The following is a 15,901-nucleotide window of genomic DNA, read 5'->3' as shown; positions in this document are numbered from 1 at the left end:
AGCAGCTCCTCAAAATCAAGAGCTAACTTTGTCGGTTGATCCTGCCATAAAAGGCATGAAGCGGTTTTTTAATCAATCGTTCCTGGAAAATATTCTGCAAGGTATGTACCATGCCATGATTTTCATCTTCCAGATACAAATGAAGGATTTCCGGAGCAAGACCGATACTCGGTCCCAGAACTTCTTGATCCAGGTCTAATTCCTGTGTCAGAACAAGGGCTCTTTCATGCATAAGCTCCAGCATTTTTTTGCTGTACAGCCGGTAATGATTGTCATACAGCTTGAATTCACCGTCATAAGCGACATGAATCTCATCCGTAAGATACGGCTGACTCGCCGCACATTTTCGCAGCTGCTCAACAAATGCCTGATAATCCAGCTCCAGCTTGTATTCATCGATCGCACATTCCACATACACCTGGAGCAATTCGAAGTAATCCTTAAGCCGGAATTGCAAAAAAGACTCGAACGTGAACGACAGCTCTTTCTCTGACAGAATTTTTCTCCAGGCATCCCTCATATGGTAATCACAGGTGTCCAGCTCCCTGACCGCCGGCACATCTTCCCGCTCCTGTTCAATAAACTCTTTAACGATTGCTGCAATTTCCCGCTGCTCCTGAGCGTCGGTAAAATAAAAAAAATGCTCGATAAAAAAAAGGATACGGGATTCCTCCACTTTTTTTCGGGTATATGCGGCCATGACATCTGCGGCGCTTTCCAAATCATATGTTGTGTCCAGCACCAAGGAGTGGTTTCTGCATTCTACAAAGGAAGGTTGAATGTTAAGTGATTTCGCCATCTGCTGCAGTTCCTTTTGTAATTGGTAACACGTTTTTTGATCTGCAAAAATAAGTTCTGCCAACCCTGTCCCTCCCCTAAACACTCGATAATACACTATATGGGACAATGTCGTGAAAAATGAACCCTTTTCAAAGAATATTAAAAAACAGCAGGGTTCCCTGCTGTTTTTTTAGTCAATAGCAAATTTCCGTTCAATAAAGTTCAACAAATGGGTCAGCGTCAACGTAAGGATTAAATAAATAAAGGCAACCGTTAAGAAAGGCTCCCATGGACGGTAGTATTCCCCCATCATCGCTCTTCCCCAATACATCAGCTCTTCTGTTGCAATGATCGCCGCAAGGGACGAATCCTTAATCAGAACAATGAATTCATTGCCAAGCGGAGGAATCATGCGTTTGGACGCCTGGGGTATGATAATATGTCTCATCGTCTGCCGGTGGGTCATACCCAAAGAACGAGCCGCTTCTGTCTGTCCTTTATCAATCGATTGAATCCCCGCCCTGAAAATTTCTGCAATATAGGCGGCTGCATTAAGGGAAAGAGCGGTAATCGCAGAAATAAGAGCAACCGGGGGCTTCATAAACAACGGCATGACCGCAAAGTGAATAAGCAATATTTGTACAAGCAGAGGAGTTCCCCGGAAAAAATTAATGTACCAGATAAATGGCTGGCGGAGAAAGGCGTTGGAAGACATTTTTCCAAGAGCGATCAATAGCCCCATAATGGTTCCAATCACGATGCTCGCTGCCGAAATTTCTATGGTAATCAATGTGCCTTTCAGAAACAAAGGCATGTATTTTTCAATCAGATCAAATTTAAAATCCATCTGTGCCTCCGGTCATTGTGTCAGGTTATTTTTTCAATGCATCCAGGTTCGGTTCTACTTTAAACCATTTTTTATAGACCTTGGAGTAGGTTCCATTATCAATGACCGTTTTTAATGCTTTATCGATTTTTTTCTTATTCTCGCTTCCTTTCGGGAAAGCAATGCCATAGTATTCAGACTCAAAGTTGGTTTTGTCATCCACCACTGTCAGTTTTTTGTCCGGATTATTTTTGGCGTATTCATCTACCACGGTGTTGTCTGCCACCACAGCATCCACTTCTCCGTTCAACAGGGCCTGGATAGCCAATACGTTGGTTTCATATTTTTTCACATTGGCGTCGCCCTTGCCGAATTTCTTTTCAAGCGCGTCCTGTCCGGTCGTTCCGTTTTGAACACTGACTTTCTTTCCTTTCAGGTCATCCACGCCCTTAATGGGGGAACCTTCCTTGACCAGGATTTTGTTGATGGATTCAAAATATGGAGAGGAGAAATCATAGGTTTGTTTTCGTTTGTCATTGATTGTGATGGCGGAGATGCCAGCCTGTACCTGTTCACTCTTGAGAGAAGCAAACAATGGCTCCCAGCCTGTATTTTTCAATTCGTATTTCAGCTTTGCTTCTTTCATGACGGCTTTAAGCAAGTCTGCGTCAAACCCGACGATTTTCCCGTCTTTCAAATACTCAAACGGTGCATAAGCTGCATCTGTCCCCACCACCAGTTTTTCGTTTTTGCTTCCGCCTTCGGATCCGGATGTTGACTGGCTTCCACAGGCAGCCAAAGCGAGCATACTCAACAATAATAAAAATAAAATGACTTTTTTCAATCTTTTTCCCCCTTAATATATGTATTCTCTTCTATTATAACAAAATTATTAAAAATGAGAATATTCCCATAATTATTTAGGTAAATATGTCGTTTACAAACAAAAAAGCCCGGCCCCTTTGCTAAAAGGCCAGGCTTTTGGTTCATTAGTTTTGCATCACAAAATCTTTTTCGGCGGTTTCTTCTCCATCAAACACACGCAAGGTTTCGTACTTCGTATTGCGCTGGGCCGGAATCTTGCCGGCTTCACGAATTAAACGCAGGGTCAGGTTCGTATTTACTTTATGAGTGGTCCCCGCTGCAGATACCACGTTTTCCTCCATCATCGTGCTTCCGAAATCGTTGCAGCCGTAATGAAGGGACTTCTTGCCCACTTCAGGTCCCATCGTAACCCAGGAAGACTGGAAGTTAGCAATGTTATCGAGGAACAGGCGGGAGATAGCCACGTTTTTCAGATACTCTCTTGGTGACGTCTTTTCCCCTTTTAAGTTGGTATTATCCGGCTGGAACGTCCATGAAATAAAGGCAAGGAAGCAATTGGTTTCATCCTGCGCATCACGTACCCGCTGCAAGTGCATCGCCCGTTCTTCAAAGGTTTCACCAAAGCCAATAACCATGGTAGCCGTGGAATGAAGGCCGACTTTTTTTGCCGTTTTCATGCACTCCATCCATTCTGTCCAGGACCCTTTCAACCGGCTGATTTTTTTTCTCGTCCGGTCATCCAGTATTTCTGCTCCTCCGCCCGGAAGGGAATCGAGCCCTGCGTCTTTCAGCTCTTTCAGCACTTCCTCAAGAGTTAGGCCGGAAACTTCAACCATCTTCCAGATTTCTGCGGGTGAAAAAGAGTGCATTGTAATATCAAAGCGCTTCTTAATATTGCGAAGCAGGTCAGTATAATAAGAAAATGGAAGGTTCGGATTGGTTCCTCCCTGCATCAGGATTTCTGTACCACCGACATCAATGGTTTCCTGAATCTTTTGGAAGATCACTTCATCATCCAATACATAGCCTTCCTCGCTTCCCGGCGGGCGGTAAAACGCGCAGAAACGGCAGTATGTATCACAAAAATTCGTGTAATTGACGTTTCTCCCGATTACAAAAGTCGTAATGGGTTCCGGGTGCCAGCGCTTCATGATCACGTCGGCCGCTTCTCCCATCTTTTCCACTTCATCACTTTCATACAGAGCAACCGCATCTTCGACGGTCAAACGTTTGCCATCCAGTGCTTTTTGCAAAATCGCATCAATGCTCATCTATATTACCTCCAGTTACGGAACATCTTATGTAGCATTCTATAATCCTATCATAGTTTTATGAAATTTGTGAAGCAAACAAACAGGCTCGTACCTACACAAAATAAGAGCTCCCTGATCAAGGGAGCCCCATTTATTTCTTATGTGGATTATCCTCTTCCTGCCTGGAAGGAAGGATACAGTGTCATTCCGCCGTCGGCAACAAGCGTATGGCCCGTAACATATTTGGATTCTTTTGAAGCGAGCCAGACAGCTACAGAAGCGATTTCCTCAGGTTCTCCGATATAACCCATTGGAATCAGTTTTTCCACATCCGCCTTTTTTCCAGGATCCGCGAATTTTTCTGCGTTGATCGGTGTATTGATGGCACCCGGCCCTATCGCATTTACTCTGATTTTCTTTGGCGCATATTCCATGGCAAGGGTTTGGGTCATTAATTTTACGCCGCCCTTGCTAGCTGCATAGTGGACAAAATGCGGCCATGGAATGATTTCATGGACACTTGACATGTTTATAATATTACCCTCGATGTTATGTTTCAGAAAGTAATCAATGGCTTCACGGCAGCCGAGAAACTGTCCTGTAAGGTTGGTGGAAATGACTTTATTCCAGTCTTCCAGTGAAAGTTCGTGTGACGGAACCTCATTTTCAATTCCCGCATTATTGATAAATATATCCAGGGTGCCAAACGTCTTCACGGTTTCCTGAACCATTCGCTTAACATCTTCCTCTTTTGTTACATCGGCCTGAACCCCAATCGCATCTCCGCCAAGATCTCTTAGTTCCTGAAGAAGCTCTTCCAGGTCGTTTCCTTTTTCACTCCGGTAATTGATGACTACTTTCGCTTTTTCTTTTGCGAACCTCTGCGCGCATGCTTTTCCGATGCCAGTGGTTGAACCAGTAATAATAACAACTTTTCCTTCTAAATCTGTAAACATATCTTCATCCGCTCCTTAAGATTTTGTAAATCCGAGCATAACGCCGCCCGCAATAATGAGTAAACATCCTGCAATAACAAATATGACCTGCCGCTTCGACTTCTTCTCCTTCAGGATAAAAATCCCGCCTAGAGTAGAAATAATGATCCCCGTCTGGGATAGCGAGAAGCTTGTCGCCACTCCGATTTTGGGCAGTGACAGCAGCAAAGTAATATTTCCTGTGCTCCAAATCAGCCCCGTAATAATGTTTCTTATCGCAAATTTATTAAACGGTTTCCCTGTGAACGTCAGAAGTAAACCACCTACAAACATACCTGCCGCCTGAGGAAGTATGGCTTCCCAGCCTCCGATTTTAAACCAGTTGACTATCACCACATAGCCAACATAGCCTGCTGTTGAAAGCAGGAGAATAAGCAAGCCTTTTTTGGTGTTCCCCCCGCCGGTTTCATTGCTTTTATCCTTAATGGAAGTAAAAACAGCCCCCAATATAATAACCACAATCGCAATAATGCCAACAATGATTTCAGTTTTTGTTTTCCACTCATGAAAAACGAGCACCCCAAAAAGGGTGGTTCCAAACAACTGCATCCCGGTAGAAAGAGGAACAGCTTTGGATACACCGAGGTGATCCACACTTGCAAATTGGAAGCGCTGGCCGACAACCCATAAAGCACCGGATATCACGCCAATTGTTAAGACAAGTGTATTTATTTCGGGAGAGACGATAAAAAATGTAACGATGGAGAAGACCAGGGCGCCGATTGTCATGCCCAGGGTCTGGCTGTATGAATCTCCCCCCAGTTTTTGGCTCACCAGCACAATGCTTCCCCAGCAAACCGCTGTAACTACTGCTAAAAGTATTCCCATATTCATTGATTTCCTTTCTTTCTGCTGATTCTATAGGTAGTAGTATTAGCATCTTCCCGAAGAATCATCAGTTCAAACAAAAAACCTTTGCCAATGATTGACAAAGGTTTGCTTGCTCTTTATTGTAAGGATCTAAAGTTTTTGTCTCCGCCAATAAAAATTGGAACAGTAAGATGGCGGATCCGTTCCATGATTCGTTTTCCCTTTGCCTCCTCGAGGCCCCCTTTTTGAGAGTAGGAAAAATGCTCTTCCAGCATCGAAAAATCATAATTAGAAGAATATAAGGTCGGCAGACGTTCCATCATGCGGTATTGCAAAATCACTCCGATAATTTCGTCTCTGACCCAATTGGTCATGTTTTCGGCCCCGATATCATCCAGCATCAATACAGGAACGGTTTTCAACAGCTCCATTTTCTCATTGAATGATCCATCCGAGAGACTGTTTTTCATCTCCCGAAGAAATTCGGGTGTATGCACCAATAGCGAAGGAATCTGACGCTCTGCCAGCCGGTTTGCGATCGCACCGAGAAGATACGTTTTTCCGACGCCAAATTTACCGTAAAAATAAATGCCTTTGCATTCCTCGCCAGCCGCCACTTTTTTTACAAATTCAGCAGCTGCCCCAATTGCTTCTTTCCGATCCTGATCAATACTGTGCAGGCGGTCGAATGAAGCTTTGAGAATATCCTTTGGAATAAAATAACTTTTAATTAATGCTGTCATCGATTTTTGCTTTTCATCCTGCTTTTTCAGAAAGCATTTCTCATAAAAGATATCAATCTGATTTTTCTCCGCAGTCAGCACAGGCTGGTAGCCCTGCATCAAATTCGGGCAACGTTCCAGGCCCGGGCAGTTGGCGCATTGATGCCTTTCTTTGGAGTACTCATACAGCTTGGTGAGCCCTTTTTCCAGGTTAACTTCATTGATGCCAGGGTTCGCTTCCATAAAAGAAGCGACATACGGATCTTGGAGTACCTGCTGCTTAATACGGTCAAGCTGTCTTCTAAGCTGGTCGTAACCTTCCATCTTTTTTACAGCGTCAGTAATGGATTCCAATGTTGATCCCCCCTTTAAATATCTTTAAGCAAGTTTTCCAGCCATTGCTGATTTTGTTCTTCTTCTTCGTTGATGTTCGGACTGGATTTCTCTGCCGGCACATTCTCGTCCTTAAGCCAGTCTGGCAGCCTCGGTGCCTTTCTTTGTGAGGTATTTCGTTGAAAGGACGTATTTTTCCGTTCCTGCCAGTCTTTGTATTTCTTTTGCTCGGAACGGGCCAGCGCCATGGCTTCAGGAACAGTTTTCACTTTTTTTCTCGCCCAATGGCTGGCGATTTTTTCGACAAATGACCGGGTCAGCTTAAGATCGTTGGTTTTTAATACATAATCGATCAATACGTTCACAACACCCGGTGTCAACTTTTGCTCGAGAATCAGGTAGCTGACAATATTCAAGTCGGCTTCGGCCGGCCTTGTTCCTGATTGATGCTCGAGGAGCTGATAAGGAGAAACCTCTTCAAAGTATTTTATCATTTTCTCTTCTTCCGAAACAGGCTCGCCACTGACGGTTTTCAAACCTTGCGGCTGAGTCCGGAGGGCCATTTGCGGAAGCTGGTTATTGTTTTCAATCCGGTACCATTTCTGAACCTCTTTCCGAAGGTTTTCTTCGGTCAGCTCCCCGTGGATATGGTAGGCACTCTGAATTTGCCGGCTCATTTCCAGTGGCTCCATCTGGTACACATAGGCCAGCTTCACAATCGCTTCCCGGATCGAAGGCGTAATCACCTCTTTTGGAAGTATAAAGCTGGAAATGCTGGAAACCAGTAAATCAAAATCAAATTCCTCTGCCGAAATCTCCAACGTTCTGCCAGGCCTTCGGTCTGCCAGCCTGCCGTTGGCGCCTTCTTGTATTTCCGAATAGGTGCCGGCGGTCATCTCCGAAGGATGAAGGGAGGCAAATATGTCGCTGAACGATGCGGTAACCTCTTGATATTCATCCACTTCTGTTTCTTCCTGCAGAAAATGATCTCTCATCTCGCAATACTTCGTTTTCCCCAGCCGGTTGTACAAATAGATATTCAGCACTCCGTCGTTGAAAAAAGCAGCCGGAGAAAGCGGAGTCTGCAATTCATACAGAAAAAACTTTGATTCATTTTCTTCTCTTTTATATGTTTTCAGCAAGCCGATGGCTTCGAGCTTCTTGCGTGCTGCTATAATGTCTTTCAATGAAAACTGGGTGACATTCATCAGACGCTGATGGGTTTGGGGGTTCTCAACCTCCATCTCCGCATCGCACCAGAATGTCATATATAAACTATAGGCAAAAGCCCCTATTAACGGCTGGTACAGCATGGTCAATACTTTGCGGTCTACATCATGAAGATAGCCGCTAAATTGAACCTCATATGTATCCACCGGGACAATTTCTTTCCAGTGTACACTCATGGTTCTCACCTTTCAAAAAGAATTTCTGTTGTTGCAGAGGATTTAGGACCTTTCGATAAAAAAAAGCGTAAAACCGGTTCTGTCTTACGCAGGTTAGTGCTCGTCTTTTTTTATTAGGTCCTTTAGTTCCTGAATAAATACATTAATGTCCTTGAATTGCCGGTAAACGGAAGCAAATCGGACATAAGCTACTTCGTCCGTGTCTGCCAAATAATCCATGACTTTTTCACCGACTTCCTGGCTGTTTATTTCAGATGCCCCCTGGTTCCGGAGATCTTTTTCTATATTATCCACAATATTTTCAAGTACCTCCAAGGGAACAGGACGCTTTTCACACGCTTTAATGAGTCCGCGGAGAATTTTTTCCCGGCTAAACTCCTCCCTGGTACCATCTTTTTTTACAACTATGAGCGGTATTTCTTCAACGGTTTCAAATGTGGTAAATCGATAGTTGCATGATTCGCATTCACGTCGACGGCGAATCGATCTTCCTGAATGAACGGGTCGGGAATCAAGCACTTTTGTACCGTTATATTGACAGGACGGACAACGCAATGCAGATCAACTCCAAAAATTAATGTTCCTCTACTATAATTCTATCTTAGACAAAAGGAAGGCGGGTGACAAGAATTAATTGTTTTCCATTAAAGATGTTCCGATATATTCGAGCTTTCCTTTTAGTTCTTCGGTTACATTGGAAATGACTTTTTTGCTGTATCCAAAGTCGACGGGAAGGGCAGATTCGGTGGACACATTGAAGTCGATGGCTGTGCGGTATGGTCTTAGCGTGGTTGCGGTTACAACAACGAACGCTTTTCGGGGGGAGGTCACTTGAAAGGAAAATTCGCCTCTTTCCTTGGATGAACCGAGCAGCTTATAATTCTGTTTCTGACGGACTAATTCTTCCAACGCATCCATGACGCTATTGCGGTTTGCCTTAAAATACGGCGTTCTGAGCAAGGGGTCATAATGTTTTTCAGAAGTTTCTGAATTATTTTTCAAAATGTTTTGCAATCGTCGCAGCATGGTCTTCCTCCTCAGGGTTGTTACTTATAGAATAACATGTAAAAAAAGAGGTGCAAATTACACACCTCTTTTTCATTTAACTTTTTTATTATTGATTTGCGGCAACTTTATTTTTAACTTTGACAGGACCCATTCCACGCGGAACCTCTAAATTTTCACGGCTGTTTGCTTCCAATGCCTGTGAAATATAATCAGCAGCCACATTTGGATCAATTCGATCCCCACAAGTGTATACATCAATGCTTGCATAACCATGCTCTGGAAAACTGTGGATTGTCAGATGAGATTCTGAAATAATAACAACTCCGCTAACGCCGTGCGGTGCAAATTTATGAAAAGCCACCTCACGCACCTCTGCGCCTGCTCTTAAAGCAGCGTCAACAAATGTTTCTTCAATAAATTTCATGTCATTCAGCTTTTCACTGTTGCAACCCCATAGTTCGGCAATTACGTGTCTTCCCATTGTATCCATATTAGCATAGTCCCCCTTAAAAAATTTTCATGCCTTCAAGCATGCGGTATTGAACATCTACCACGGGGGAAAGTTAGTCCTAAGAGGTCCTAACCCTTTAAGTAGAATCCAACGCCTTGGTTTGCTTTATTTGAAGTTCACGAATCATAGTATACTTGTTTTATATTTCATTTGCAATAACCTGATTCAATTTTTCCTCTGAATATTTTATATGAAAAGTATTCGCATACCTTAGACAAATTAAGTACCAAACCACACAAAAAAGAACAGCACCAAATGTGTCGGTGCTGTCAAAGAGACTCCCCTGTGATCAGGAAGGTATCTTGATGTTTTCTTCTTGTTTAAGTCCTGCGGCAACCAAGCCCGCAAGATCGACGACACGGCAGGAATACCCCCATTCGTTATCATACCATGCCAGTACTTTTACTTTTCTATTCTCAATGACCATCGTGGACAATCCGTCAATTATCGATGAATTTTCGTTTCCATTGTAATCTACGGAAACAAGCGGTTCATCACTATAGCCCAGAATCCCCTTCATGGATCCGTTCGCAGCCGACTTCAGTACCTCATTGATCCTCTCTTCTGTTACCTCTGTTTTTAGATCAGCCACGAAATCCACCAGTGACACATTTGGCGTAGGCACTCGAAGCGCTATCCCATTAAGCTTGCCTGAAAGATGAGGAAGCACCTTGGCAATCGCTTTGGCAGCCCCTGTCGAAGTCGGGATAATTGATTGTCCGCACGCCCGCGCACGGCGAAGATCTTTATGCGGGTTGTCAATATTCTTTTGGTCATTTGTATAAGCATGTACCGTTGTCATCATACCTGATTCAATGCCAAAATGGTCATCCAGTACTTTTACTACTGGGGCCAGGCAATTGGTTGTACAAGATGCGTTAGAAATAATATGGTGTTTATCCGGATTGTAATCGCTCTCATTCACTCCCATAACGATGGTTACATCCTCATCTTTTCCGGGAGCGGTAATAATCACTTTTTTAGCGCCGGCCTGCAAATGATAGCCTGCAGTTTCCTGACATTTAAATTTTCCAGTTGCTTCGATCACAAGATCAATCCCAAGTCCATTCCAAGGCAGTTCCCTTGGATCACGGGAATTGAGCAGCAGAACCTTTTGCCCATTCACCATTAAGTATCCCTCTTGGGCAGTGACTTCACCTTTATAAGCTCCATGGATGGAGTCATACTTTATCATATGTGCCAGCGTTTCTGGAGGATAACTGGCATTGATTGCCACCACTTCAAATTCATTGTTTTCCTCCATCATTTTTCGAAAAACCATTCTTCCGATTCGCCCGAGTCCATTAATCGCTACTTTTGCTTTCATGGTATGCTCCCTCCAAATATGTGTTATACTTTTATCTCTCTTTTGCTATGATTAGTATAGCATAATTGATCAAAAAAAGAACACTATTTTATAAAAACGGGCGAAAAAATAACCCTCTGCCTATAACAGAGGGTTAAATGATTTTCCATTCGTGAAGCTGGATCTCCACTTTCTCTTTTAATTCTTCCAATGAACCATTGTTCATGATTACTGCATCGGCAAGCTGCACTTTATCCTTTAGCGGCATTTGCGCCGCGATTCTGCTCTTTGCCTCTGCTTCTGTATAGCCGTCTCGTTCCATCAGCCGGCTTAATTGGGTTTCCTCATCCACAAAGACAAGAAGGGTCCGGTCTACCATATGCGTTAATTCGCTTTCAAATAACAGAGGAATATCCATAACGACACATGGGCTCTCCTTTAAATGAGCTGCCGCCTCATTTTTCATTTCCAGCCGAACAGCTGGATGAACAATCCTGTTAAGCATCAGTCGCTTTTCTTCATTAGTAAAAACAATACTTCCCAGCTTTTTTCTGTCGATGTTTTGGGCTTCATCCAGAATATGTTTTCCAAAGTACTCCACGATTTTTTCATAGGCAGGATGGCCCTTCTCCACAACCTGACGCGCAATAACATCTGCATCAACAACTGGCAGTCCATAGCTTCGCAAAAAATTGGAAACTGTGCTTTTTCCACTCGCAATTCCGCCGGTCAGGCCAATAATCATTTGTTAACATCCCTTCACTACAATTTCATCAAACCAATAATAATCAACAGAATTCCCGGAAGAAACGTCAGTTTTTTCATCCAGGTAACTTTGGAGACCGCAAAACCCAGTTTTATGCCGGCAAGCACAAAAATGGAACTCATTGCTGCCACCGTGAAAGCCGTTGTAATCGGCGGCATATCAATCATGGCCGCCCCAATCCCTGCACCAAACGCATCCAGCGAAAGGGCAACACCGAGAAGCACCGCCTCCCAGCCATTAATGGATCCCGATTTATCCAAATCCGCAATGGTCGGCTTTTTTAAGATCTGTATCATAATTCCGAGCGATTTTATTTCTAATTTTACAATAGTCTTCTCTTCGGGTACAGTTTCAGCCTTTTTGTCAGGCTTGGCAACTTGAAACAAGAAATATGAACCAAGACCCAGCAATATAAGCCCCCCGGCCATTTGACCGGCTTGCGGAGACAAGAAACGTTCGAGGAAATGGCCGAACCCCATGGCCATGAAAAAAGTAATGGCGGAACAAGAGGAAATAATCAGTACCGATTTGATAGGTATTTTGATTTCCTTCATTCCGTAGGTCAACCCCGTACCAAAGCTGTCAAGGCTGACAGCAAACGCCAGCAAGAGCATCGAAAAGGATACCATGACTCTAAAAGCTCCTTTCATACCACGTATTGCAGTATATGAAAGGAGCCTGGCAAGTGTTATTTCTGGCACTTTGAGCAAAAATGGGTGCCCCGCCCGGCCACGACGGACCGGTCGATTTCGGATCCGCACGTTTTGCATGGCTCTCCTTTCTTTCCGTAAACAAACAGTTCAAGCTGAAAGTTTCCGGTTTTCCCCTCTGAATTGGTATAGGAGCGGATGGTGCTGCCGCCTTTTTCAACAGAGTTTTTCAGGATGGATACCATATGTTCGTGAAGCTTCTGCAATCGCGGAAGCGACACTTCGTTCGCTTTCCTTTCTGGATGAATGCCGGATGCAAACAAGATTTCATCCACGTAAATATTGCCAAGTCCCGTGATCAGTGATTGGTCCAAAAGCACAGCTTTAATGCTCCTGCTGGTCTTGGAAAACATCTTTTTCATAACAGAAGGAGTCAATTCCGCAGAAAAAGGCTCATATCCGAGCTTTGATAGCGGCTGCTCCTGCTCTTCTTTTCCGATGGGATAAAGATGCATGGTGCCAAATTTCCTTACGTCCCGATACCGCAATTGTGTTCCATCTGTAAATGAGAAAAGCACATGGGTATGTTTGTCCGAGGGATCCTCCAGCTGATTCAGCCCGTATTTTCCTTCCATCCGCAAATGGGACACCAGCACATCATGATCCAGGAAAATTTTCAGAAATTTACCCCGGCGTTCCACATTCTGAATCGTCTGTCCCTCAAGCCGGAGTTTAAACTCATCCAGCTCCGGATGCTTGATAATGTTGCTCCATAGCACACTGACTTCTTTAATGGTTTTTCCCCCAACCAGCCGGTTCAGTGTATTCTTTACATTTTCTACCTCAGGTAGCTCTGGCATTTGTTTCACCTCTAATCAAACGGAAAACAGCCCGGCGGCTGTTTTCCTTTTTTCTTTCTGTCATTTTGCGTCGTACCATGTATCTCCGTAATTCAAGTCCACTTTTAATGGAACGTCAAGGCCAAGGGCCGATTCCATGACTTGAGGAACCAATTTTAAAAGTTTTTCAATTTCGTGTTCAGGTGCTTCAAAGATCAATTCATCATGCACCTGAAGCAGCATCAAGGCTTCAAGCTTTTCTTCTTTTAACACGCGTTCCATTTCTACCATGGCTTTCTTGATAATATCAGCTGCAGTCCCCTGAATCGGTGTATTCATTGCGGTGCGTTCAGCGAAGCTTCTGAGATTAAAGTTTCGGCTCGTAATTTCCGGAAGATACCGGCGACGGTTCATCAGCGTGGACACATATCCATCCTGTTTAGCCTGTCGGACTATGGATTCCATATATTCCTTGACACCCGGAAACGTCTTTAAATACTGCTCGATAAATTCTCCCGCTTCTTTTCTTGTGATATTCAAGCTTTGAGACAATCCGTAGTCACTGATTCCGTATACAATCCCGAAGTTGACGGCTTTCGCGTGCCTTCTCATTTCCGAAGTAACATCCTCCATATCAACATGGAACACATCCATCGCTGTTTTCGTATGAACATCCATTTCTTTCTTAAAGGCTTCCATCAGATTTTCATCCTGAGAAATGTGGGCTAGTACACGGAGCTCAATCTGAGAATAATCGGCAGACAGGATTTTCCACCCTGAAGTAGCTGGAACAAAGGCTTGTCTGATCTTCCTTCCTGCTTCAAGCCGGATCGGAATATTCTGCAGATTGGGCTCTGTTGAGCTTAAGCGTCCGGTTTGAGTAAGAGCCTGATTAAAACGAGTATGAATCTTGTCTGTCTGTTGATCTACCACTTTCAGGAGACCTTCGATATAGGTTGAGCTCAGCTTGCCCAACTGCCGGTAAACAAGAATTTTCCGGATGATTTCATGCTTGCCTTCCAGCTTCTCCAGCACATCGACCGAGGTGCTGTAGCCGGTCTTTGTTTTTTTGATGGGAGGAAGATTGAGCTTTTCAAACAAGATTTCACCAAGCTGTTTGGGTGAATTAATATTAAAGGCGACCCCGGCAAGTTCATGGATGTCCGCTTCGAGTGCATTCAACTGCTCCGTCAGCTCCTGTCCCATGGACTGCAGTCTGCCTACATCTACCTTAACGCCAGTCGTTTCCATTTCACCAAGCACCAGCGATAGTGGTAGTTCCAGATCCGAAAACAGCTCATATTGTTCATTCTTTTTCAGTTCATTCGTCAGCTTTTCCTGAAGCACATAAATGCTGTTGGCTTTACGTACCATATGCTCGGAAAGAACGCTTTCTTCTGGTACCTTCCGCCTGGCTCCCTTTCCATAAACCGCCTCTTCACTATCGGTATCATGGATGCCATAGCGCTTGGCAATCACTGCCACATCATCCCCCGAATCCGAGGGGTTCAGCAAATATGAGGCGATCATCAGGTCAAACGTCACTCCCTGAAGTGAAATATTATTCCAGTCCAGTGCGACGTACGCTCTTTTCGCATCGAATACAAACTTTTCTTTGCTTGTATCCTCCGCCCATTGCTTGAATTCGGGAGAAGACAGGGCAAGGTCTGCTGGAATGTAAAACCTTCCGTTTTCATTAACGATCGCCAGGCCGTTTACCGGCGCCCGGTGATAGGTTTCCGGTGTGGTTTCTACGATCAAGGCTGCAGGAGAAGATAAAATTTCACCATTTAACGCTTCCGCTTTTTCAAAATTGATCTCCTCTTTTTCTTCTTCACTCACCATTGCTTGCTCGCTGTCCCCTCCAATCCGTTCAAGCAGGGAGTTAAATCCGAGGTCCTTGAACAGCGGGAGGAGCCGTTCTGCCTCATACCCCTGGTATGCGGCATCCTTCAAAGAAACCTCAATAGGAGCTTCGTGCGTAATGGTTGCCAATTCCTTGCTCATCAATGCCTGATCTCTGTTGTCAATCAACTTTTCTTTAAGCTTTGCTCCAGACACCTGATCAATGGAATCCAGTGTTTGTTCCAGAGAACCGAATTGTTTAATCAGTTTGATGGCTGTTTTCTCCCCGACTCCGGGAACTCCCGGAATATTATCGGAAGGATCGCCCATCAGGCCTTTCATATCGATGATCTGATGTGGTGTTAAGCCATATTTCTCTTCCACCTGCTTGAGATCGTAGGCTTCAACTTCAGATATGCCTTTTCTTGTGAGTGTAACCTTCACATTCTCCGTTACGAGCTGAAGTAAATCCTTATCTCCTGTATAGACATTCACATCCCAATCACCTTCTGCGGCCTGTTTGGAAAGGGTGCCAATGATATCATCCGCTTCATAGCTTTCAAGCTCGTACCGCTTGATTCCAAAACCGTCCAGAAGCTGCCGAATCAGCGGGAATTGTTCTGAAAGCTCGGAAGGCGTCTTTTGACGGCCTCCTTTATAGTCTTCAAATGTTTTATGCCTGAACGTCGTCTTGCCTGCATCAAAAGCTACAAGAACATGACTTGGTTTTTCGTCTTCCAATATGCGAAGAAGCATAGTCGTGAATCCATAAACGGCATTCGTGTAAACACCTTTTTCGTTATTGAGCAGAGGAAGTGCAAAGAACGCCCGGTAGGCGATACTGTTTCCGTCAATCAATACTAGTTTATTTGCCAAAATGATACCCCCTGATCAGTTTTTCTGACTATATTGTACCATCGGTTTCCCCGAAAACAAAATAACGGCCGCCTTGCTCTGCCTGCTGGTGAGCAAAAACAAAAAAAGAGAGAACCCGGAATCGGATTCTCTTAAAGGGGGTACTGAAAA

16 protein-coding genes are annotated in these 15,901 nt (G+C 44.2%); all 16 read right to left on the bottom strand.

Annotation, left to right across the window (positions count from 1 at the left end):
- Positions 1-22: 22 nt before the first annotated feature.
- The 16 genes from ytxC to polA all read right to left on the bottom strand — a co-directional run bounded on the left by ytxC (position 23) and on the right by polA (position 15,751).
- On the bottom strand, positions 23-862 hold the full coding sequence (ytxC, locus tag AS030_RS14250; RefSeq protein WP_061972534.1) for a sporulation protein YtxC: 840 nt from the start codon (positions 860-862) through the stop codon (positions 23-25).
- Between the two features lie 108 nt (positions 863-970).
- Entirely contained in the window at positions 971-1,627 is a 657-nt protein-coding gene (locus AS030_RS14245; protein ID WP_061972533.1) for an amino acid ABC transporter permease, read from the bottom strand.
- 25 nt (positions 1,628-1,652) lie between these two features.
- Positions 1,653-2,414 (bottom strand): basic amino acid ABC transporter substrate-binding protein, encoded by a 762-nt coding sequence (locus AS030_RS14240; RefSeq protein WP_061973031.1) that lies wholly within the window; start codon positions 2,412-2,414, stop codon positions 1,653-1,655.
- Positions 2,415-2,595: 181 nt separating this feature from the next.
- A complete protein-coding gene (gene mqnC, locus AS030_RS14235; protein ID WP_061972532.1) occupies positions 2,596-3,702 on the bottom strand; it encodes a cyclic dehypoxanthinyl futalosine synthase in 1,107 nt (368 codons plus the stop codon).
- Between the two features lie 149 nt (positions 3,703-3,851).
- On the bottom strand, positions 3,852-4,640 hold the full coding sequence (locus AS030_RS14230) for a glucose-1-dehydrogenase (protein ID WP_061972531.1): 789 nt from the start codon (positions 4,638-4,640) through the stop codon (positions 3,852-3,854).
- Positions 4,641-4,655: 15 nt separating this feature from the next.
- Positions 4,656-5,507 (bottom strand): GRP family sugar transporter, encoded by an 852-nt coding sequence (locus AS030_RS14225; RefSeq protein WP_061972530.1) that lies wholly within the window; start codon positions 5,505-5,507, stop codon positions 4,656-4,658.
- A 119-nt stretch (positions 5,508-5,626) separates the two neighbouring features.
- Complete coding sequence (gene dnaI, locus AS030_RS14220; protein ID WP_061972529.1) at positions 5,627-6,565, bottom strand: primosomal protein DnaI; 939 nt, start codon at positions 6,563-6,565, stop codon at positions 5,627-5,629.
- A 14-nt stretch (positions 6,566-6,579) separates the two neighbouring features.
- A complete protein-coding gene (locus AS030_RS14215; RefSeq protein ID WP_061972528.1) occupies positions 6,580-7,950 on the bottom strand; it encodes a replication initiation and membrane attachment family protein in 1,371 nt (456 codons plus the stop codon).
- A gap of 93 nt (positions 7,951-8,043) precedes the next feature.
- Complete coding sequence (gene nrdR / locus AS030_RS14210; protein ID WP_061972527.1) at positions 8,044-8,505, bottom strand: transcriptional regulator NrdR; 462 nt, start codon at positions 8,503-8,505, stop codon at positions 8,044-8,046.
- Between the two features lie 75 nt (positions 8,506-8,580).
- Positions 8,581-8,976, bottom strand: coding sequence for a hypothetical protein (locus AS030_RS14205; protein WP_061972526.1), 396 nt, complete (start codon positions 8,974-8,976; stop codon positions 8,581-8,583).
- An 88-nt stretch (positions 8,977-9,064) separates the two neighbouring features.
- Positions 9,065-9,448 carry an adenosylmethionine decarboxylase gene (gene speD, locus AS030_RS14200; protein WP_061972525.1) on the bottom strand — a complete coding sequence of 128 codons (384 nt, stop codon included), beginning with the start codon at positions 9,446-9,448 and terminating at the stop codon, positions 9,065-9,067.
- Between the two features lie 310 nt (positions 9,449-9,758).
- On the bottom strand, positions 9,759-10,796 hold the full coding sequence (locus AS030_RS14195; protein ID WP_061972524.1) for a glyceraldehyde-3-phosphate dehydrogenase: 1,038 nt from the start codon (positions 10,794-10,796) through the stop codon (positions 9,759-9,761).
- 133 nt (positions 10,797-10,929) lie between these two features.
- On the bottom strand, positions 10,930-11,520 hold the full coding sequence (gene coaE / locus AS030_RS14190) for a dephospho-CoA kinase (RefSeq protein ID WP_061972523.1): 591 nt from the start codon (positions 11,518-11,520) through the stop codon (positions 10,930-10,932).
- A 17-nt stretch (positions 11,521-11,537) separates the two neighbouring features.
- Complete coding sequence (gene ytaF / locus AS030_RS14185; protein ID WP_061972522.1) at positions 11,538-12,170, bottom strand: sporulation membrane protein YtaF; 633 nt, start codon at positions 12,168-12,170, stop codon at positions 11,538-11,540.
- Positions 12,171-12,229: 59 nt separating this feature from the next.
- Entirely contained in the window at positions 12,230-13,051 is an 822-nt protein-coding gene (gene mutM / locus AS030_RS14180) for a DNA-formamidopyrimidine glycosylase (RefSeq protein ID WP_061972521.1), read from the bottom strand.
- A gap of 60 nt (positions 13,052-13,111) precedes the next feature.
- Positions 13,112-15,751, bottom strand: coding sequence for a DNA polymerase I (gene polA / locus AS030_RS14175; RefSeq protein ID WP_061972520.1), 2,640 nt, complete (start codon positions 15,749-15,751; stop codon positions 13,112-13,114).
- Between the last annotated feature and the right edge of the window lie 150 nt (positions 15,752-15,901).

Source organism: Fictibacillus enclensis (assembly GCF_001457035.1).
Lineage (GTDB): Bacteria > Bacillota > Bacilli > Bacillales > Fictibacillaceae > Fictibacillus_C > Fictibacillus_C enclensis.
Note: the sequence above shows the minus strand (reverse complement) of the source record. Positions and strands in the feature narration are given on the sequence as shown.